Genomic DNA, 19,470 nt, shown 5'->3' with positions numbered 1-19,470 from the left:
TGCTTGCTCTATTCCCAGGGCGTGACTTCTTCCTCGGACCAGCCGACCGGCACAAATCCCATCTTTTGATAAAGCTGTAGCGCGCGCGGGCTGTCGAGCGTGTTGGTATGAATGGCCACTTTTTGTGGGCTGTGCGACCACGCAGTCGAAATGGCTTCACTGAAGAAGAACTTCCCCAGTCCCCGCCCCTGATAATCAGGAACAAGTCCGAAATAGAGAATTTCGGCTGTTTCCGGCAAGGCTGACAGGTTGAGCTCCAAAAGACCGGCCGGATTTCCGTCCGCATAAAGGACATGAATCTCGGCAGTCTCTGCATGAATGGCTTCAGCAACATCTATATCGCTTTGCACGCGCCGCATCATCCAGTGATGCTGGCGTCCAACTTTTTCGTAGAGATAGCGATAGAAATGCACCGGCATCTCAGTCGAGCGCATAATGGCAAGGCGCAGGCCGGATGGAACCGGAACCGACAGCGCCGGACGCGCTGTCATTTCCAGATGGGTTACTCTGGCCGTTAGTATTTCAGTCATGCTTATTCTGCTTCGCCGGTCACGACAGGCGTATCCTGCCTGCTGCCCCATTCGCTCCATGAACCATCATAAAGCCGATTGTCTTCGTGGCCAAGCGAGGTCAATGCCAGTGTGATGACAGCAGCGGTGACGCCGGAACCACAGCTGGTGACGACCGGTTTGTTGAGGTCCACACCGGCATTGGCGAAGATTTCGCGAAGGCTGTCGAGGCTCTTCAGCTCACCTTTTTCAGACAGCGACCCAACGGGCACATTGCGTGCGCCCGGCATGTGACCGGAACGCATACCTGCGCGCGGTTCTACATCGCGGCCTGTGAAACGGCCAGCGGCACGCGCATCAGCGATCTGGGAGCTGTGCCCTTCCACGATTTTGCTCATTTCTGCAAAATCGACGACCTTGGCCACATTGAATGATGGCGTGAACAGCGTTGCAGCGATTTTTGTGGCTTCAGCGGTGACAGGGAAGTTAGCTGCCTTCCAGTTATCAAAACCGCCATCGAGAACCAGGACGTTCTTCACGCCCATCACGCGGAACATCCACCAGACGCGCGGCGCAGAAAACATGCCGGGACCGTCATAGACAACAACGGTTTCATCTGCTGTGATGCCCATCGCACCGACATGACGCGCAAAAAGCTCCGGCGATGGCAAGGTATGCGGAAGGCCCGAATCCTTATCAGCAATTACATCCTGATCAAAGAAGACTGCGCCTGGAATATGCGCGGCATTATATTCGTCTTGCCCGTTGCGACCGGCTGCGGGCAAATACCAGGATGCATCCACGATTGCGAGACCCGGCTCGCCCAATCGGGCTTTCAAATCATCGCGGGAGATAACAAATGCGCTTTTATCGGACATGATTGCTCCTGAATATTAAGCTGCTGGCAAAGCGCCAAATCGAATGCGGAAACGGCGGTTTTCTTTGCCCTTCTTTTCGATCTTGCCGATGTGGATTTCACCCACTTCCTGCGTCTCAGAAACGTGTGTGCCGCCGCATGGTTGCGAGTCGACACTGCCATTTTCACCGATAACCACCAGACGAAGGCGTCCTGCACCCACAGGAGGGCGCACGTTCTTTGATTTCACAATATCGGGATTGGCCAGAAACTCTTCGTCGCTGATCCAGCGTAGGGTAACGGAATCGTTGGATTTCACCATTTCCATGAGTTTTTCGGTGACGAGTTCCTTGGTGTAGCTCGCATCCGGAAGATCGAAATCGACGCGGCTTTCATCTTCGCCAACAGCAGCACCGGTAATTGGAAACGGGCATGCGACAGAAAGAAGATGGCAGGCCGTATGCATACGCATCAGCTTGTAACGACGCTCCCAATTGATATGCAGAACCAACTTCTCGCCGATTTCAGGGACAGCCTGCCCTTCGGCTGGCACATGGATGATTTCGTTTTTGCTTTCGCCGGTAACGGTTGCAGCAATTTCAATGCGCGAGCCGTCAGCACGCTCAAAAAAGCCTGTATCTCCCGGTTGACCGCCGGAAGTGGCATAAAAATTTGTCTGATCGAGAATAATCCCGCCGGTATCTGTCAGGGCAAGGACCGAACCCTCCGCGCTTTTAAGATATGCATCTTCGCGGAACAAAGCTTCAGTCTCGTATGCCATGATTATCCCTCGTACGGTATGTGAACTTCAGTTTCCGTTTCCAGCCAGCCCGGTACTGGCAAATCTTTGCCGCGCAGGAAAGCAGGATTGAACAGCTTGGACTGGTAACGATTACCATAGTCGCAAAGCACGGTCACGATTGTGTGGCCCGGGCCGAGATCTTTTGCAAGGCGGATTGCACCGGCAATGTTGATGCCTGAAGAACCACCCAAGCAGAGTCCCTCCTTCTGCACCAGATCAAACAGAATATCGAGCGCGTCGGCATCGCCAACACGGTAGGAAAAATCAGGCGTAAAGCCTTCGAGATTGGCCGTAATACGCCCCTGTCCGATGCCTTCGGTGATGGAATCACCTTCCGATTTCAGTTCGCCTGTCGTGTAGAAGGAATGAAGTGCAGCACCATGCGGATCAGCGAGAGCGATCTTGATGTCCGCGTTCTTGTCTTTGAGGCCAAACGCTGTGCCTGCGAGCGTGCCGCCTGAGCCTACAGCCGAGACGAAACCATCGACCTTGCCATTGGTATCACGCCAGATTTCCTGTGCGGTGGTTTCAATATGCGCGATGCGATTGACGATATTGTCGAACTGATTGGCCCAGATTGCGCCGTTGGGCTCGCTTTTGGCGAGTTGCTCGGCCAGACGCCCGGACAGACGCACATAATTGTTCGGATTGCGATAGGGTGCTGCAGGAACTTCAATCAGTTCTGCGCCAAGGAGGCGCAGCGCATCCTTCTTTTCCTGGCTTTGGGTTTCCGGAATAACAATCACGGTGCGATAGCCAAGCGCCTTGGCAACAAAGGTAAGGCCGATGCCGGTGTTTCCTGCCGTACCTTCAACGATAACGCCACCGGGCTTGAGCAGTCCGCGTTTTTCGGCATCTCGGATAATATAAAGCGCTGCGCGGTCCTTGACCGACTGACCGGGATTGAGAAATTCGGCTTTGCCGTAGATTTCGCAACCAGTGACTTCAGAAGCCTTGTTCAAGCGGATCAGTGGGGTATTGCCGATAGCGTCGAGTGCCGAATTGAGCATGGCTTCCGTTCCTTCTAATTGAGAGGAAACTATGTGGAAGCGCGATGTTCTTCAAGCAAGCGGGGAATAATTTTCCAAGTGAAATTGCAAGGACTAACTCACCAATCCGGCTAAAACGAAAAAACCGCCCCGTTAAGGGCGGCTTCTAGAAAAAGTAGTGCTGCGATTAAGCCGCGCGTTGGCCGCCACCGCCGCCACCTGGACGACGTTTGCGATGGAATGGACGCTTTGGCTTTGCAGCGCCTTCTCCTCCCGCAGATTTTGAACCTTGGGAACCCTGACCCGAACGATGTTCGCCAGACTTGGCCATCTTGTTTGCGGGACGGCGATGTTTCTGCGGCACAGAGTGCGAACCGGGTCTACGGTCCGAACGTGGCTTGTCTTCCGCATCGTCGAACTTAGGAGCCGGTGCTGGTGCAAGCTTAACAGGCGCTTCTTTGATGGTCAGCTTGTTACGCGTAACGCGTTCAACGGCGCGCAGCTTTGAATCTTCAGTTGCTGCATCGTAAAGCGTGATCGAAGCGCCGCTGGCACCGTTACGACCGGTACGACCAATGCGGTGCACGTAGGTTTCGGGCTCATCCGGCAGATCGTAATTGACGACATGGCTGATGCCCGGAACGTCAATGCCGCGTGCGGCGATGTCGGTTGCTACCAGAATGCGCAATGTGCCATCGCGGAAACCGTTCAGCGCGCGCTGGCGGGCATTCTGCGACTTATTGCCGTGGATCGCGGCAACATCGAAGCCATCGCGTTCGAGATGACGAACGACTGCATCTGCGCCATGCTTGGTGCGGGTGAAGACGATAACCGACTTCATGCCCTTATCGCCAAGAAGACCGGAGAGCAGACGGCGCTTTTCCTTGGTTGGAACAGGATGCACGACCTGCGTGATTTCAGCAGCGGTCGTACCCTGTGGAGCAACTTCAACGCGCACCGGATCGCGCAGCAGGCTCTGTGCGAGTGCCGCGATTTCCTTTGGCATAGTTGCCGAGAAAAGTGCGGTCTGACGGTTCTTGTGCGTGCCCTTGGCAATACGTTTCACATCGTTGATGAAGCCCATGTCGAGCATACGATCAGCTTCATCGAGGACCAGCCAGCGGGTTTCCGACAGATCAACGCAGTTTTCGCGCACAAGATCGGTCAGACGGCCCGGTGTTGCGATGAGAACGTCCACGCCGCCCTGCATACGCTTGATCTGGCTCAGACGCGATACGCCACCGAGAATAAGTGCTGTGGAAATATGCGCCTGCTTGGCAACGGTGCGGATCGTTTCCTCGATCTGCACGGCCAGTTCGCGGGTTGGTGCGAGGATCAGCGCGCGTGCGGTCTTGCCCTTGCGCTTGTCACCAAGTGCAATGATTTTCTGCAGGATCGGCAGGCTGAATGCAGCGGTTTTGCCGGAGCCGGTCTGGGCAATGCCGAGAATGTCGCGGCCTTCCAGCTGGTGCGGAATAGCCTGCGTCTGGATCGGCTTTGGCTCGGTCATGCCAGCGGCTTCAACGCCTTTAAGGAGCACACCGGTAACACCAAGAGCGGCAAAGCCGCCAATGTTTTCAGTAGTCAATTCAATCTCTTTCGGCGGCACCGCTTTATAGCAGTCCGCTTTAAAATTTCGGACAAGCGCAACTTGCCGAAGAGTAATTTTGTGATGATACGACGGGACGCCGGAAAACACCGGTCGACTTGCGCTGCCGTGCCCGAAACCAGCCGGGTCTCCCCTGCTCTCAGACCATTCTGACTGCAAGAGGCGAGACGCAACAAGTCCGATTCCGGGAAAGCTGATACAGTTCAGCCCATGCGCCTGAGGCCCCATATGGGGTGTTTTCCCCAAAAAGGCAAATGTTTTCTATCCGAACGCTTTATCAGATAATGAAGTCGGCCAGCACCTGATTGTCTGTAATATCCTGATAAGCCCAGCCTGCTTCCGCAAACTTCTTTTCCAGAATCTTGAAATTGCCCGCATCCTTGGTTTCGATGCCGATCAGTACGGAGCCGAAATTACGGGCCGATTTCTTCAGATATTCAAAGCGGGCCACATCATCTTCAGGGCCGAGCAGATCAAGAAATGAACGCAACGCACCCGGACGCTGCGGGAAGCGGAAGATGAAATATTTCTTCAACCCTTCATAGCGAAGTGCGCGCTCTTTTACGTCTGGCAAACGCTCAAAGTCGAAATTGCCGCCGGATACCACGATGACAATACGCTTGCCTTTGAGTTCGCTCTTCTTGAAATCCTTGAGCGCATCAATGCCGAGCGCACCAGCAGGCTCAAGGACAACGCCCTCAATATTCAGCATCTCTACGATGGTTGAACACAGGCGGTTTTCCGGAACCGTGATGACAATATTTTTGTCAAAGCCTTTGAGAAGCTTGAAGTTTTCTTTGCCAATTTCTGCGACGGCAGCGCCGTCGACAAAATTATCGACTTGGCTAAGCTTGATCCGCTTTCCTGCTTCAAGACTGCCTTTCAGACTGGCTGCGCCCCGCGGCTCAATAAAGCGATAGGCTGTCTTCCAGCCAAGTGCTGCGAAATATTGTGTGACGCCTGCTGACAGACCGCCGCCGCCAACGGGCAGGAATACAAAATCGGGCTTCTTATTATCAGGCAACTGTCGTTCGATTTCGAGCGCAACAGTCGCCTGCCCTTCGATGATACCTGCATGGTCAAACGGCGGCACCATCACACCCTTGTTTGCTTCTGCATATTCCTGCGAAGCGGCATAACAGACATCGAAAATATCGCCCACGAGCTTGATTTCGATAAATTCCGCACCGAAAGCGCGGGTTTTGTCGATTTTCTGCTGTGGCGTCGTAACCGGCATGAACACCACGCCCTTGCGACCAAAGTGGCGGCAGGCGAAAGCAAAGCCCTGTGCGTGATTGCCAGCCGATGCACAAACGAAGACCGCATTTTCGTCAGCAGTTTTTACGGCGCGCGAAATGAAGTTGAAGGCACCACGTATTTTATAAGAGCGAACTGGTGTCAGGTCTTCGCGCTTGAGCCAAATTTCTGCGCCATATTTCCGTGAAAGATAGTCATTGAGCTGCAACGGCGTCTCTGGGAAGAGTGCGCGCATAGCAATTTCAGCTTGAGCTACGGCTTTAACGAAGGCGTTCATCGGTCAGCTTTCTGCATTCTCTATTAGTTTCGAGCATGGCTACATGGCTTTGAGAGCGCAAACAAGCTTGAAACGGTAAACTTGAGTATAATCATAATGTTTTATACTCGTAGCTATACCGATAGGAATGGTGGTGCGGTCGGCGGGACTTGAACCCGCAAGCCTAAAAGGCGACGGATTTTAAGTCCGTTGCGTATACCAATTTCGCCACGACCGCAGCTGAGGAATTCTATGTCATGATTTGTGAAGCAAATTCAAGCTGTTTCCCACCGTTGTAACAACTGGTTTTGCTGACAGTGGAAATCGCCGGAAGGGTGGTGCAGAAAATATTCAACAAATCGCCCGCAACGATTTCAGGGAATAAAAGTTATAGTGAAAACAAACAGTCACATGCGGGGGCTTCATTTTGAAAAACACAGAAAACCAGTTGCAGCATTCGTCTGCCGGGGATTAACTGCGAAGATACAGAATGGAGTCTGGGCATGACGAATACCCCGCAGCAGGCCGTTACGGCTGCAATGCTTGCAATTGGCGATGAACTTCTCTCAGGACGCACGAAAGACAAGAATATTGGACATCTGGCCGATGTCCTGACTGCGGCTGGCATCGATCTCAAAGAGGTTCGCATCGTTCCCGACGATGAGGACGCCATAGTTTCGGCGCTGAATGCTCTGCGCCCGGGTTTCGATTATGTTTTTACGTCAGGCGGTATTGGTCCCACCCACGACGATATTACGGCAGATGCGGTGTCGCGCGCTTTTGAAGTGCCTTGTATCTATGATGAAAAGGCAATGAAAATGCTTGCCGCGAACTACGCCAAGCGTGATCTGGAGTTCACGGAGTCCCGCAAGCGTATGGCTCGCATGCCGCAAGGCTCCGAACATATTGATAATCCAGTATCGACTGCGCCCGGATTTCATATTGGCAATGTCTATGTCATGGCAGGTGTGCCTTCGGTATTTCAGGCGATGCTCGATAATGTTCTGCCAACATTGAAAACCGGGCGGAAACTGTTTTCGAAGACTGTGCGTTGCCCGTTTGGCGAAGGTGTCATTGGCGCGCCATTGACAGAAATTCAGAAAGAAAACCCTGAAACGATCATCGGTTCTTATCCAAAATTCGAGAATGGCCGTTTCAGCACCGAACTGGTCGTGCGCGGCAGCGATGTGGCCAAAATCGATACTGCCGTGTCTGCGATTGAAACAATGATTGCAACCTTGCAATCTCAGGGCGCTGCTTGAATTAAAACTGAGCCTTCGGAGCCTCTCTAACTATTTGTTTCTGCGCATTATATGATAAAATGGAAATGTAGCCGGAAGGAGAACTAATATGTCCTACAAGACGGTGATTGCCTATTCCCGCAGTGAAACCGAATTGAAGCGGGTTTTGTCTGCGGTTGAGCTTTTGATGCGCAGAATGCCCGACATTCACGTCATAGGACTTTACTCTGTTCCCTCTCCTATTGTGTATGCCGATCCCAACGGGTTTATCGATCCAGGCATGTTTGAACTGCACGACAAGCAGCACAAGGAAATTTCAGAGCGCTTGAAGCACCTTTTCGAAGAAGAGATGCGTCGTCAGGACGCCAATCACGAGTTTCGTGTCACCCGCTCTGAAACGGGCACTGCTGCTGACGGTGTTCTGACATCCTGCCTGGGCGCTGAATTGCTCGTTGCTGGTCAACCGGACCCGGACGATCCGGCAACCAATGATGAAACCGCCGATACGCTGGTGTTTAATTCGAGCTGCCCCGTACTGTTGGTGCCTTATGCACCAGTTCACACAATGGAGGCGCTGGATCGCATCGTTGTTGCGTTTAATGGAAAGCGTGAGGCTGCGCGCGCAACTTTTGATGCTCTGCCTCTGATGAAGCATGCAAGCCGAACTGAAATTATCTGGGTCGACCCGCCAGAACGCGAAGGCGAAGATGAAGCGCTTGCCGGAAGTGACCTTGCCGAAGCATTGTCCCGTCATGGGCTGGATGTCAGCATAACCCCACTTCCATCCCACAATCGTTATGCACAGGATGTGGTGCGTGAGCACATCATTGCAGAGCGCGCTGATCTTTTGGTCATGGGAGCATATAGCCATTCTAGGCTTCGTGAGCTTGTTTTTGGTGGCGTGACCCGTGCGATGCTTAATGATTTGCCGATCCTGACGCTTTTCTCACGCTAGATCATTTTCAAAAAGTGCCGACCTGTTTGTCGGGTCGGCGTTTAATTTCTCGCAATTAATTGGTTCAATTTTAGCAATGGGCGGGACTGCGATCTCACGCCGCTCTTGCAAGATAGGCCTATTTGCGGTTATCAGCATTTCCCGGCGCTGAAATTGCCGGGCGGAAAGCCTTTCCATACCTGTGCTGCATGCATTTAGCGTGTTGTGCGCGCATGAAGGAAAGCTGCAGATCCAGACAGTTCAGCGCGACTGGCAACCACCATCGCGCATTTTTGGTTTGACAGGTCCGGAGTGAAACTCCCGGATTTTCCATGGAGCATTTCGATGTCGTTGCCCGATAAAGCCTTTCCCGTTTCCTGGGATCAGTTCCACCGTGATGCCCGCGCGCTTGCATGGCGTATTGCCGATATGAACCGAGAATGGCGGGCCATTGTCGCAATCACGCGCGGTGGATTGGTCCCGGCTGCTATTGTTTGCCGTGAACTCGGCATTCGTTTGATCGAAACGGTCTGCGTTGCATCCTATCACGACTATACATCGCAGGGTGAAATGGAAATCCTTAAAGGAATTAGCGCCCCACTGCTCGAAAACGGTGGTGAAGGTGTGATCGTCGTCGATGACCTGACTGATACGGGCAAAACTGCTGCCATCGTCCGCGAAATGATGCCAAAGGCGCATTTTGCGACCGTTTATGCGAAGCCAAAGGGGCGCCCGCTCGTCGATACCTTTGTGACGGAAGTTTCGCAGGATACCTGGATCTATTTCCCATGGGATATGGGCTTTACCTATCAGGAACCGATTGCTGGCGGCAAACGCGGCTAAACGAAAATAAATGAAGGTAGGTTGCGGTGGTAAAACCGCCGCAATCACACTATATTGAAGGTCTGCCGAAATCAGATGGAGGCGGACTGCACGGTCCTTATTTGAATCTGTGCGCCCGTAAATTTCAGCAAGCCCTTAAAAAATAAAAGCATTTTCGGCTTTTTATTGTGAGGCATTAGCGAACAAATCCATTGTCATTTTGGCGAATCAATCCATTCTGTTTGGAAAATGGTGGGACTTTCGCAGTGAAAACACAGGCTAAAAAATTTGTTGCAACGGAAAAGCGTATTCTGACGCCTTCCGGTCGTTTGCAACAGGTTGCGGCACTTGTGTACCGCTACGACGCACATGAATTGCAGGTTCTTGTCATCACCAGTCGTGGAACCGGCCGTTGGGTGATTCCCAAGGGATGGCCACAAGTTGGCCGCACGCTTGCGGAGACGGCTGCTCGTGAAGCTTATGAAGAAGCTGGCGTACGTGGCGAGATATTATCTCAGCCAATCGGGAGCTTCGATTATTGCAAGAGCGACCTGCCGCCAGAATGCATCAATCAGTTTACGGTTGCGGTCTACGCTCTGCACTTTATCGAGCGTGCTAAGGATTGGCCGGAACGTGATCAACGTGTTTGCGAATGGGTTTCCCCTCGGGAAGCCGCTGAGCGGGTCGATGAAATCGATCTTAAGCGCATTCTGTTGGATTTTGGCGGTTCACGTATGGCAATTGCCGCTGAATAGTCCGTTTTTACATTTCAAAGAATATTTTTGAGCACACCTCAATTGAAATGATTGAGGTGTGCTTTGGAATGTTACGACATTTGTAACAACTAGATCGCGATTCAGCTTAAGCCCCGGATTACCGGAGCTTTATAGGGTTTTTACCCGCAAAATACGCGTATTACGGTAGATTTCGGATTAATCACAGACTCGGTCGCGGTCCCGCTGTGAACGAAATTCAAACGCGAGGGCTTGTCGGTTGCGACGCGCTCTTCACGTCCATAATGACGTGAATCGCCTGGGATTTTTAATCCTGTTGTCGCAGAGGATGGGCCGCCAACCAATTTTTGATATTGCGAAGCGCCGCAGGCATCAGAGGTAATTACTGACGCTGAATTGGAATCAGGCGTGGTTGTGCAGGCGCTTAGAGAGAGCGCTGTGAAGAGCACAGATGTCATCAATAAAGGTTTCAAATTTCCCCCTAGAAAAATATAAATGAACAAGAACTCAGGCATAGCCGGAGTTGGGGATAAATGACACTCATCTATCCTAGTGGATTGAATTTGGCGTTTGAACCCCGACCGACTGCAACGCAGTTTCAAACGTCAAATTCGAAAAATCCACTAGATTCGTAAACTTGCTAGTGGTCTTTTTGATTTCGACAATTGTCCGAGTTTGTAATCGAGGGATGCAAATGTCGAATTCAGACCACTAGGCGCAACGTCGGCTTGACCGTCAAACTGGATTAGATGGGATGAAGGTCATTGCTCTTGTTGAGCAAGTTTCAAATAAACGGTGGCCGCAGGTCTGTGGAGATGATTTCGTTTCCCCTTCATATAACTGTCATTCTCCCCGTTATCCACATTTGCCCCCAGCACTTTCTCACAATATCTAGCGTTGGAAGCCTTATGGTAAACCAAAGCTTGACGCTTATCTCCGAGTCGTTTTTTATGAAATGATCGTTGCGTGAGTAGCGTGGCCGGGCGTCGAGTTGTGTTGGCCTTTTCTTCAATTTAGTTGAGTCAGTAGCGGGCGGTGCGTCGAAAAGATGTTTATCGCGCGGGATTTTTTGCGTCTGAAATTCAGAGGCTTAGCTTCACCGGAAAGATGAGTTTTGTTGGTATTGATGTCGGATTAATACTAGATTTAGTATTTTCAATCATGATAACATACCAGATAGGGAAAGACCTTATCCGCAAGCTCGTATGACTTCGAATAAGACCAGCCTTGCGGCTGGAACACCAATTGTGCCCATGTGAGCAGGGTTGGTTGAAAAAACATCGAGGAGCACGCTCCTTAACACGATTGCCCTCCTGCGCAGGGAGGACGTTCGAAACGAATACGCAGGACGCCTGTTGTGGCTGGCACGCCAAGGCTGAACTAGGGCTGAAATTGATCAGCCTGGCTACTATATATAGAACGTTTGGATGGGACAGATGAAGATCGAACGCCGTTTCACGAAAGAAAACCAGTCGGCCTATGCGGAGATCGAATTCCGCACGGCGACCAGTGAGATCAAGAATCCCGATGGCTCGGTGGTGTTTCGCCTTGAGGACATCAATGTCCCGGCGCAGTTCAGCCAGGTTGCCGCAGACATTCTTGCGCAGAAGTATTTCCGCAAAGCCGGAGTCCCTGCCCGTCTGAAAAAAGTTGAAGAGAACGATGTTCCTTCATGGCTCTGGCGCTCGGTTCCGGATGAAGAGGCTCTATCCAAGCTTCCGGAAGATGAGCGTTTTGGTTCTGAAATGGATGCATGCCAGGTTTTCGATCGTCTGGCTGGCACCTGGACCTATTGGGGTTGGAAGGGCGGCTACTTCAACTCCGAAGAAGATGCGAGCGCTTTCCGTGATGAACTCGCTTATATGCTTGCAACGCAGCGTGTCGCACCAAACAGCCCGCAATGGTTCAACACTGGCCTGCATTGGGCTTATGGCATTGACGGTCCGGGTCAAGGGCACTTCTATGTTGACTGGCAGACTGGCAAGCTGACGAAATCCAAGTCCGCTTACGAACATCCACAGCCACATGCCTGCTTCATTCAGTCGGTTGGTGATGATCTCGTCAATGAAGGCGGCATCATGGATCTCTGGGTTCGTGAAGCCCGTCTGTTCAAATATGGCTCGGGCACTGGCTCCAACTTCTCGCATCTGCGTGGCGCAGGCGAAAAGCTGTCGGGCGGCGGCAAGTCGTCGGGTCTTATGAGCTTTCTTAAGATCGGCGACCGGGCAGCGGGCGCGATCAAGTCGGGTGGTACGACACGTCGCGCTGCCAAGATGGTGGTTGTCGATGTCGACCATCCGGATATCGAAGAATATATCGACTGGAAGGTGAAGGAGGAGCAGAAAGTTGCGGCCCTCGTTACCGGCTCCAAGATCGTCAAGCAGCATCTGACTGCCATCATGAAGGCTTGCGTGAACTGCGAAGCAGACAATGATGATTGCTTCGACCCATCGAAGAACCCTGCCCTCAAGCGCGAAATCAAGGCTGCAAAGAAGAACCAGGTTCCTGAAAACTACGTGAAGCGTGTCATTCAGTTTGCGCGTCAGGGCTATACGGATATTGAGTTCAAAACCTATGATACCGATTGGGATTCGGAAGCTTATCTCACAGTGTCGGGCCAGAATTCCAACAATTCCGTCTCGCTTAAGGATGAGTTCCTGCGTGCTGTCGAAACTGACGGCGACTGGAACCTGACGGCACGTCGCGATGGCCGTGTTATGAAGACGCTCAAGGCGCGCGATCTTTGGGAAAAGATCGGTTATGCCGCCTGGGCATCGGCTGATCCGGGTCTTCACTTCAACACCACGATGAACGACTGGCATACCTGCCCTGCGGCTGGCCCGATCCGCGCGTCCAATCCCTGCTCGGAATATATGTTCCTTGATGACACGGCTTGCAATCTGGCGTCGATCAATCTGCTGACCTACCGCAACAAGGACGGCTCGTTCGACATTAGCGCTTATGAGCATACCGCTCGTCTTTGGACGATGGTTCTCGAAATTTCTGTGATGATGGCGCAGTTCCCTTCGAAGGAAATTGCTCGTCTTTCCTACGAATACCGCACGCTCGGATTAGGCTATGCCAATATTGGCGGTCTGTTGATGACCTCCGGCATTCCTTACGACTCCGATGAAGGCCGTGCGATCTGTGGCGCCCTCACCGCAATCATGACCGGTGTTGCCTATGCCACTTCCGCTGAAATGGCGAAGGAACTCGGTGCTTTCCCAAGCTATGAGCCAAATGCCGAAAGCATGCTCCGCGTTATTCGCAATCATCGCCGCGCCGCTTATGGCGAAAATGATGGTTATGAAGGTCTGGCTGTTAATCCGGTTGGCCTGATTGCTGAAGATTGCCCTGATCAGGACATGATCGCTCATGCACGCGCTGCATGGGACAAGGCTCTGGAACTCGGTGAAAAGCACGGCTACCGCAATGCGCAGGCGACAGTTATCGCGCCGACCGGCACGATCGGCCTCGTCATGGATTGTGATACGACCGGTATTGAGCCTGACTTTGCTCTGGTGAAGTTCAAGAAGCTCGCGGGCGGCGGCTATTTCAAGATCATCAATCGTGCAGTTCCTGAAGCGCTACGCACACTCGGCTATTCGGAAAGCCAGATTGCTGAAATCGAAGCTTATGCTGTCGGTCATGGCAATCTCAATCAGGCACCGGGCGTCAATCCTTCTACTTTGAAGGCCAAGGGCTTTACTGACGAGAAGATTGAAGTGCTGAATGCGGCTCTAAAAAGCGCGTTCGACATCAAGTTCGCTTTCAACAAGTGGACGCTTGGCGAAGATTTCTGCAAGGACGTGCTCAAGCTTACTGATGAGCAGCTCAACGATTTCTCGTTTGAATTGCTGCCAGCGATTGGTTTTGCCAAGAAGGAAATCGAAGCAGCAAATGTTCACGTTTGCGGTGCGATGACGCTTGAAGGTGCGCCTTTCCTCAAAGAAGAGCATTATGCAGTGTTTGATTGCGCCAATCCTTGCGGCAAGATTGGCAAGCGTTATCTGTCGGTTGAAAGCCATATCTGGATGATGGCAGCAGCACAGCCATTCATTTCAGGTGCGATCTCCAAGACGATCAACATGCCAAATGAAGCGACCGTTGAAGACTGCAAGAGCGCGTACATGCTTTCGTGGAAGCTGGCACTTAAGGCCAATGCGCTTTATCGAGATGGGTCCAAGCTCTCGCAGCCATTGAACGCTTCGCTGATTGCAGATGATGAAGACGAAGATGATGCGGTTGAAGCGCTGATTGAAGCACCGGCAGCAGCGCGTGCTGTTCAGATCACAGAGCGCGTCGTTGAAAAGGTCGTCGAAAAGATCGTTCATGAGCGTGAGAAGCTGCCGAACCGTCGTCAGGGTTACACGCAGAAGGCAGTCGTAGGTGGTCATAAGGTTTACCTTCGCACAGGTGAGTTTGGTAATGGTCGCCTCGGTGAAATCTTCATTGATATGCACAAAGAAGGTGCTGCTTTCCGTGCAATGATGAACAACTTCGCTATTGCTGTGTCGCTCGGCCTTCAATATGGCGTGCCGCTCGAGGAATATGTCGAGGCATTTACGTTCACGAAGTTCGAGCCTGCGGGCATGGTCATCGGCAATGATGCGATCAAGACGGCAACGTCGATCATCGATTATGTCTTCCGTGAACTGGCTGTGTCTTACCTTGGCCGCAACGATCTCGCTCATGTCGATACGAGCGATTTCTCGAACACGGCGCTCGGTAAGGGCATTCAGGAAGGCAAAACCAATCTCGTTTCCACCGGCTGGACACGCGGCTACAAGCCGACATTGGTGTCAAACACACAGCCCGGCGTTGAATCAAAGGGTTCGGTTACATCGGCACCACAAGGTTCCAATGTCACCACGCTGAAAGCGTCTGCGCCGCGCTCGGCAACAGTTGGTCTGGCGACTGAAGGGGCGACTGCACTCAAGCGCGAGTTTGAGGAGCAGGCAACACCAGCACCTCAGCAGGAAAATCAGGCAGCAACCGAACTGTTCTCCGATAAGGCAGCAGCTGATGCGGCATCTGCTCGTGCAGAAACGACGAATGCCGCCAAGAAGCTTGAAGCTGATCGCCGTATCAAATCGATGATGCAGGGCTATACGGGTGACAGCTGCACGGAGTGCCAGAACTTTACCATGGTTCGCAACGGTACTTGCCTCAAGTGCGACACATGTGGCGCTACAAGCGGTTGCAGCTAATCTGCAGTTAAATTGAATATAAAAGACAGGCCGGGTAAAACCGGCCTGTCTTGTTTTTATAGTGTATTTTTTGATGATTTATGTTTCTCACTCAGGTCCTGCTGTTGATAAAATATATAAAAACTTTGATTTCAATTCATATCTCCACGTTCAAATTAAGTAACCGAGCGTGTAAGCTTAGAATAATAATTCCTGCGACGACGTGCGTACGGTTTATAGGCATTTCAGAATTTGCATAGAAAGAAACTCCGACAGACGCGTTAGCAACATCTACGCCAGTGCTGTAACTATAAGTCTCTGGTTTCCTTCATGGGTAAAAATCATGATCTCTGGCCGGAGCTTTTATTTGAAATGATGGCAACGGTTGATTTCAGCGGTTCATGCACGTACCACTGTTAAACATTCACCCAATCATTCCAAACAATCCATACGGGAAAGTCTATTGTCAGAATTCTTTATTGCCCATCCTTGGGCGCAAACGGTTGCATCACTTGGCGGTCTTGTTCTTGCAGCATTTGTCGCCAATTTTCTCATTAAAGCGATATTGCTTAGAGTTCTGAATAAAGTCGTTCGAAAGACGTCTTTTGGTCAGGATGAGGAACTAAAAAAGCACGGTATTGTTGGTCATCTGGCTAATGTCGTTCCGGCTTTGATTATTTCGTCAGGCATCTCTGCTGTACCTGGGTTGCCGCAAACTGCACTGACGGTCATCAGTAATGTTGCAACGGCATTCATTATCCTGACCCTGGCATTTACCGTGAGCGCATTTCTAAGCGTCGTGGATACGCTTTATAGCCGCCGTGAAGAAGCGAAAGACCGCCCAATCAAGGGCTATATTCAGGTCAGTAAGCTCGTGATCTATATCGTGGCAATTGTACTTATAATTGCCACACTACTGGACCGGTCTCCAATCATCCTTCTGTCCGGTGTCGGTGCTATGGCCGCAGTGCTTATTCTGGTTTTTCAGGATACGTTACTTTCGCTCGTAGCCAGTATGCAAATCGCCTCCTCAAACATGGTGCGCGTCGGCGACTGGATCGAGATGAAAAACCTCGATACCAATGGCGATGTGGTTGAGATCGCGCTTTATACGGTGAAGGTGCAGAATTTCGACAATACCATTACCACCGTTCCAATCCGCAAGCTCATCACTGAACCGATGAAAAACTATCGCGGGATGCAGCAGTCAGGCGGACGGCGCATCAAACGTGCTCTGTTTATCGATCAGGCTACAATCCGCTTTCTGAGCGAAGAAGAACTTCAAAGTCTTGCATCTATTGATCAGCTGACAGCTTATCTTTCGAAGAAAGAAAAAGAAATCGCCGATTGGAATGCAAAGCTCGGCGACAAGGCAAAGAACCCGGTCAATACCCGTCGCTTTACCAATATCGGAACATTCCGCGCCTATGTTGAAACCTATCTGCGCAGTCATCCCGGCATTCACAAAGGGATGACTTTGATTGTTCGCCAGATGGATCCGACGCCGGACGGTTTGCCGCTAGAGATCTACTGTTTCACGAACACAACTGCCTGGGCTTCTTATGAGCAGATCCAGTCCGATATTTTCGATCACCTCTATGCAGTCATGCCGGAGTTTGGCCTCTACCCATTCCAGAATCCGAGCGGCGGAGACTTTCGCAAGCTCAACCTCGCCGATCTGAAACCGGATCAGTGAAGTGCTTTAACCACAGCCGCCTGAAGCTCCGGGACCTTATATCCGGTACGTGACGGAGTGAGGCCGAGACGGACAATTGCCAGCTGCATCGATGGAACGATGAGAATGCTTTGTCCGTCATGACCCGATATCCAGAAGGCATCTGCCGGGATGCCTTCTGTGCCAACATGCACCCCTGCACTTTGCAGCCATACTTGCGCCGATCCGTAACGCCCCTGTGAGGCTTTGGACGGTTGCCGCATGAAGTTTACGAAATCGGCCGGCAACAGTTGTTTGTCGCCAATCCTTCCATCGTCAAGAAGAAATCGTGCGAGATAAAGCCAGTCGCGCGCATTTGCATAGAGGTAAGAAGAGCCAACAAAAATACCGCTGGCATCCGCTTCCAACGTAGCGCTCGCGATGCCCAATGGCTCAAAGAGCTTTTTCTGCGCATAGGTAAATGCTTCACCGCGGCTGTTGAAACTTTCCATATAGAGCTTGGACAGGATGTTTGCCGTGCCGCTCGAATAGTTGAATTTTGTGCCCGGCTGCGCTTCAAGCGGCAGAGAGGCGGCAAATCCAGTCATATTGTTCTCGAGGAAAAGCATGCGCGTCACGTCCGTGACGTTGCCATAATCTTCGTCAAATTTGAGGCCGCTTTCCATGGCCATCAGGTCAGCGAGTGTAACTTTGGAACGATCGTCACTGTTCCATTCCGGTAGCAAGTGATCGCGTTTTAGATCCATCCGGCCTTCTGCAATGCGCATACCGATCAATGTCGCCATAATCGATTTCGTCATGGACCAGCCAAGTAACGGCGTGCTGGCATCGAAGCCCTCGCCATAAGTCTCTGCAATAATTTTACCATCCTTGAGAACAGCGATTGCTCGCATTCCCGGCCCCGCTAGTGCCGGATTTTCTACGATGTTCTGAACTGTGGGGTTGATGCTGATGTCGGATATAAGCGCTGCAGCATCTGCTGGTATCTGCAGATCGGGACGTAAATCCTCGTCATGAATATTGGCGCAGCCCAATCCCGGACGATAAACAGCTTTGCTCGGCGCAAAGAAGCCGAAGATATGTACGGTAACGCTCTGATGCGCCTCGTTTACGGAAACGTTGAGATATTTCAGCAGTGGATGCCCCGGTGCCTGCACATCGTCGGCAAGCACGGCCTCAGCATCGCGATGTGCCAGAAAGACATTGGAGCAGACAATTTTGGCGGCATAGCCCGTACCGACTTTAAGAAGCTCCGGTGGTTTGAAACCCAACCATAACACGACGCCAAGAATGGCCAGCAGGACGAAAGAACCGGTAACTTTCAAAAAGCGTTTCATATTCCCCCCATATCGCGGATGATTGAGAAATCTAACCCCTATTTCGTAGCCAATTATCGATGCCGTTTGCGGCCGCCAATCCCATTGCAAAACATGCGGTCAGGAGATAGCCGCCGGTTGGCGCTTCCCAGTCAACCATCTCGCCCGCGACGAATATACCGGGCAGTTTTTTGAGCATATAGTGCTCATTGAGTTCGTTCCATTCTATGCCTCCTGCCGAAGAAATTGCTTCTTCAATCGGTCGAGGACGGACAAGTGGAATTGCGAGAGACTTGATGGTCTGTGCGAGTTTTGTCGGGTTTTTCTCACGCTGAAATTCGAGGACGAGCGCCGCTTTCACACCTGTCAGACCGGCGCCTTTTCGCAATATATTACTGATACTTAACTTCTTATCTTGTCGTGATAGGTCATGCGCCAATCGTTCGATTGTGCGTCCCGGCGCCAGATCAAGAACCAGATTGGCTTGCCCTTTTTGCTCTAGTTCATCACGCAGAGCGGCGGAATGCGCATAGACGAGACTGCCTTCTACGCCACCGCGTGTAATCACAAACTCACCTTGCGTTGCGCCTGCCTTGCTGGTGATCGTCACCGACTTGACCGGATCGCCCGCAAAGCGCTGAGCAAAGATGTCACTCCAATTGACATCGAAACCGCAATTGGCCGGACGCATCGGTGCAATCTGGATATCTTGCTCTGCGAATATTTCGCTCCATGCACCGTTGGAACCAAGCTTGGGCCAACTTGCGCCACCAAAGGCAAAAAGGGCGGCGTCGCATAGTACCGCTTCAATTCCGTTTGGCGTTTGCACCAGTGGCCTGCCAGAGCTGAAGCCGATCCATTTGTGACGAGTCAGTATCTTGACGCCTTGCGCTTCCAATCGACGTATCCAAGCGCGCAACAAAGGCGAAGCCTTCATCGTTTTCGGGAATACGCGGCCGGATGAACCGACAAAGGTTTCAGCTCCGAGCGCATCTGCCCAGTCGCGTAAATTCTGCGGTGTGAATTGTTGCAAGGCTGGCAACAGATGATCGTTGCTCACACCATAGCGCTGCGCGAATTGTGCGAACTCTTCGGAATGGGTGATGTTGAGACCCGATTTGCCTGCCAGCAAAAACTTGCGCCCGACGGTTGGCATCTGTTCATAAACCGTGACGGAATGCCCAAGAGCAGACAAGCGTTCGGCGGCGAATAACCCTGCGGGTCCGCCGCCGAAAATCGAAATCACGCGCTCACGCATCGCTTGCCGCACCGAGAACTGGC

The 19,470-nt window shown here is 51.9% G+C and carries 13 protein-coding genes, 1 tRNA gene and 1 pseudogene; 6 read left to right on the top strand and 9 right to left on the bottom strand.

Annotated features, from left to right (window positions below; translation table 11 throughout):
- Positions 1 to 8: 8 nt before the first annotated feature.
- From CEV33_RS06150 to CEV33_RS06120, 7 genes and pseudogenes are all read right to left on the bottom strand, one after another.
- Complete coding sequence (locus CEV33_RS06150) at positions 9 to 530, bottom strand: GNAT family N-acetyltransferase (RefSeq protein WP_094539608.1); 522 nt, start codon at positions 528 to 530, stop codon at positions 9 to 11.
- Positions 531 to 532: 2 nt separating this feature from the next.
- Positions 533 to 1,387 carry a 3-mercaptopyruvate sulfurtransferase gene (sseA, locus tag CEV33_RS06145; protein ID WP_094539607.1) on the bottom strand — a complete coding sequence of 285 codons (855 nt, stop codon included), beginning with the start codon at positions 1,385 to 1,387 and terminating at the stop codon, positions 533 to 535.
- 15 nt (positions 1,388 to 1,402) lie between these two features.
- A complete protein-coding gene (locus tag CEV33_RS06140) occupies positions 1,403 to 2,146 on the bottom strand; it encodes an alanyl-tRNA editing protein (RefSeq protein WP_094539606.1) in 744 nt (247 codons plus the stop codon).
- A gap of 2 nt (positions 2,147 to 2,148) precedes the next feature.
- Positions 2,149 to 3,177: a cysteine synthase A gene (locus tag CEV33_RS06135; protein WP_094539605.1), complete on the bottom strand. Its 1,029-nt coding sequence runs from the start codon at positions 3,175 to 3,177 to the stop codon at positions 2,149 to 2,151.
- A 166-nt stretch (positions 3,178 to 3,343) separates the two neighbouring features.
- Positions 3,344 to 4,993, bottom strand: a pseudogene (locus tag CEV33_RS06130) (DEAD/DEAH box helicase).
- 49 nt (positions 4,994 to 5,042) lie between these two features.
- Positions 5,043 to 6,299, bottom strand: coding sequence for a threonine ammonia-lyase IlvA (ilvA, locus tag CEV33_RS06125; RefSeq protein WP_094539604.1), 1,257 nt, complete (start codon positions 6,297 to 6,299; stop codon positions 5,043 to 5,045).
- Between the two features lie 131 nt (positions 6,300 to 6,430).
- Positions 6,431 to 6,516: transfer RNA gene (locus CEV33_RS06120), tRNA-Leu, on the bottom strand.
- A 265-nt stretch (positions 6,517 to 6,781) separates the two neighbouring features.
- Between CEV33_RS06120 and CEV33_RS06115 the strand changes: the two genes are divergently transcribed.
- The 6 genes from CEV33_RS06115 (at position 6,782) to CEV33_RS06085 (ending at position 16,894) form a co-directional block, all read left to right on the top strand.
- Positions 6,782 to 7,540, top strand: a complete 759-nt coding sequence (locus tag CEV33_RS06115; protein WP_094539603.1) for a competence/damage-inducible protein A — start codon at positions 6,782 to 6,784, stop codon at positions 7,538 to 7,540.
- A gap of 88 nt (positions 7,541 to 7,628) precedes the next feature.
- Positions 7,629 to 8,474, top strand: a complete 846-nt coding sequence (locus tag CEV33_RS06110; RefSeq protein ID WP_094539602.1) for a universal stress protein — start codon at positions 7,629 to 7,631, stop codon at positions 8,472 to 8,474.
- A gap of 324 nt (positions 8,475 to 8,798) precedes the next feature.
- Positions 8,799 to 9,296 (top strand): xanthine phosphoribosyltransferase, encoded by a 498-nt coding sequence (gene gpt, locus CEV33_RS06100; RefSeq protein ID WP_094539600.1) that lies wholly within the window; start codon positions 8,799 to 8,801, stop codon positions 9,294 to 9,296.
- Between the two features lie 245 nt (positions 9,297 to 9,541).
- Positions 9,542 to 10,030: an NUDIX hydrolase gene (locus CEV33_RS06095; RefSeq protein ID WP_094539695.1), complete on the top strand. Its 489-nt coding sequence runs from the start codon at positions 9,542 to 9,544 to the stop codon at positions 10,028 to 10,030.
- A gap of 1,415 nt (positions 10,031 to 11,445) precedes the next feature.
- Positions 11,446 to 15,219: a vitamin B12-dependent ribonucleotide reductase gene (locus tag CEV33_RS06090; protein ID WP_094539694.1), complete on the top strand. Its 3,774-nt coding sequence runs from the start codon at positions 11,446 to 11,448 to the stop codon at positions 15,217 to 15,219.
- A gap of 442 nt (positions 15,220 to 15,661) precedes the next feature.
- Positions 15,662 to 16,894 carry a mechanosensitive ion channel family protein gene (locus tag CEV33_RS06085; RefSeq protein ID WP_094539599.1) on the top strand — a complete coding sequence of 411 codons (1,233 nt, stop codon included), beginning with the start codon at positions 15,662 to 15,664 and terminating at the stop codon, positions 16,892 to 16,894.
- On the opposite strand, the gene CEV33_RS06080 is transcribed toward CEV33_RS06085, so the two are convergent.
- Together CEV33_RS06080 and CEV33_RS06075 are read right to left on the bottom strand one after the other, a co-directional pair.
- Positions 16,888 to 18,210 carry a serine hydrolase domain-containing protein gene (locus CEV33_RS06080; protein WP_094539598.1) on the bottom strand — a complete coding sequence of 441 codons (1,323 nt, stop codon included), beginning with the start codon at positions 18,208 to 18,210 and terminating at the stop codon, positions 16,888 to 16,890. The two genes, CEV33_RS06085 and CEV33_RS06080, sit on opposite strands and share 7 nt — an antisense overlap.
- Positions 18,211 to 18,241: 31 nt before the next feature.
- Entirely contained in the window at positions 18,242 to 19,447 is a 1,206-nt protein-coding gene (locus CEV33_RS06075) for a TIGR03862 family flavoprotein (protein WP_094539597.1), read from the bottom strand.
- Between the last annotated feature and the right edge of the window lie 23 nt (positions 19,448 to 19,470).

It is taken from the genome of Brucella grignonensis (assembly GCF_002252505.1).
In the GTDB taxonomy this organism is placed as follows: domain Bacteria; phylum Pseudomonadota; class Alphaproteobacteria; order Rhizobiales; family Rhizobiaceae; genus Brucella; species Brucella grignonensis.
Note: the sequence above shows the minus strand (reverse complement) of the source record. Positions and strands in the feature narration are given on the sequence as shown.

Bases quoted from the DNA above. Each gene is read 5' to 3' on its own strand.
- CEV33_RS06150 (WP_094539608.1), bottom strand. From the start codon at position 530: ATGACTGAAATACTAACGGCCAGAGTAACCCATCTGGAAATGACAGCG.
- sseA (WP_094539607.1), bottom strand. From the start codon at position 1,387: ATGTCCGATAAAAGCGCATTTGTTATCTCCCGCGATGATTTGAAAGCC.
- CEV33_RS06140 (WP_094539606.1), bottom strand. From the start codon at position 2,146: ATGGCATACGAGACTGAAGCTTTGTTCCGCGAAGATGCATATCTTAAA.
- CEV33_RS06135 (WP_094539605.1), bottom strand. From the start codon at position 3,177: ATGCTCAATTCGGCACTCGACGCTATCGGCAATACCCCACTGATCCGC.
- ilvA (WP_094539604.1), bottom strand. From the start codon at position 6,299: ATGAACGCCTTCGTTAAAGCCGTAGCTCAAGCTGAAATTGCTATGCGC.
- CEV33_RS06115 (WP_094539603.1), top strand. From the start codon at position 6,782: ATGACGAATACCCCGCAGCAGGCCGTTACGGCTGCAATGCTTGCAATT.
- CEV33_RS06110 (WP_094539602.1), top strand. From the start codon at position 7,629: ATGTCCTACAAGACGGTGATTGCCTATTCCCGCAGTGAAACCGAATTG.
- gpt (WP_094539600.1), top strand. From the start codon at position 8,799: ATGTCGTTGCCCGATAAAGCCTTTCCCGTTTCCTGGGATCAGTTCCAC.
- CEV33_RS06090 (WP_094539694.1), top strand. From the start codon at position 11,446: ATGAAGATCGAACGCCGTTTCACGAAAGAAAACCAGTCGGCCTATGCG.
- CEV33_RS06080 (WP_094539598.1), bottom strand. From the start codon at position 18,210: ATGAAACGCTTTTTGAAAGTTACCGGTTCTTTCGTCCTGCTGGCCATT.
- CEV33_RS06075 (WP_094539597.1), bottom strand. From the start codon at position 19,447: ATGCGTGAGCGCGTGATTTCGATTTTCGGCGGCGGACCCGCAGGGTTA.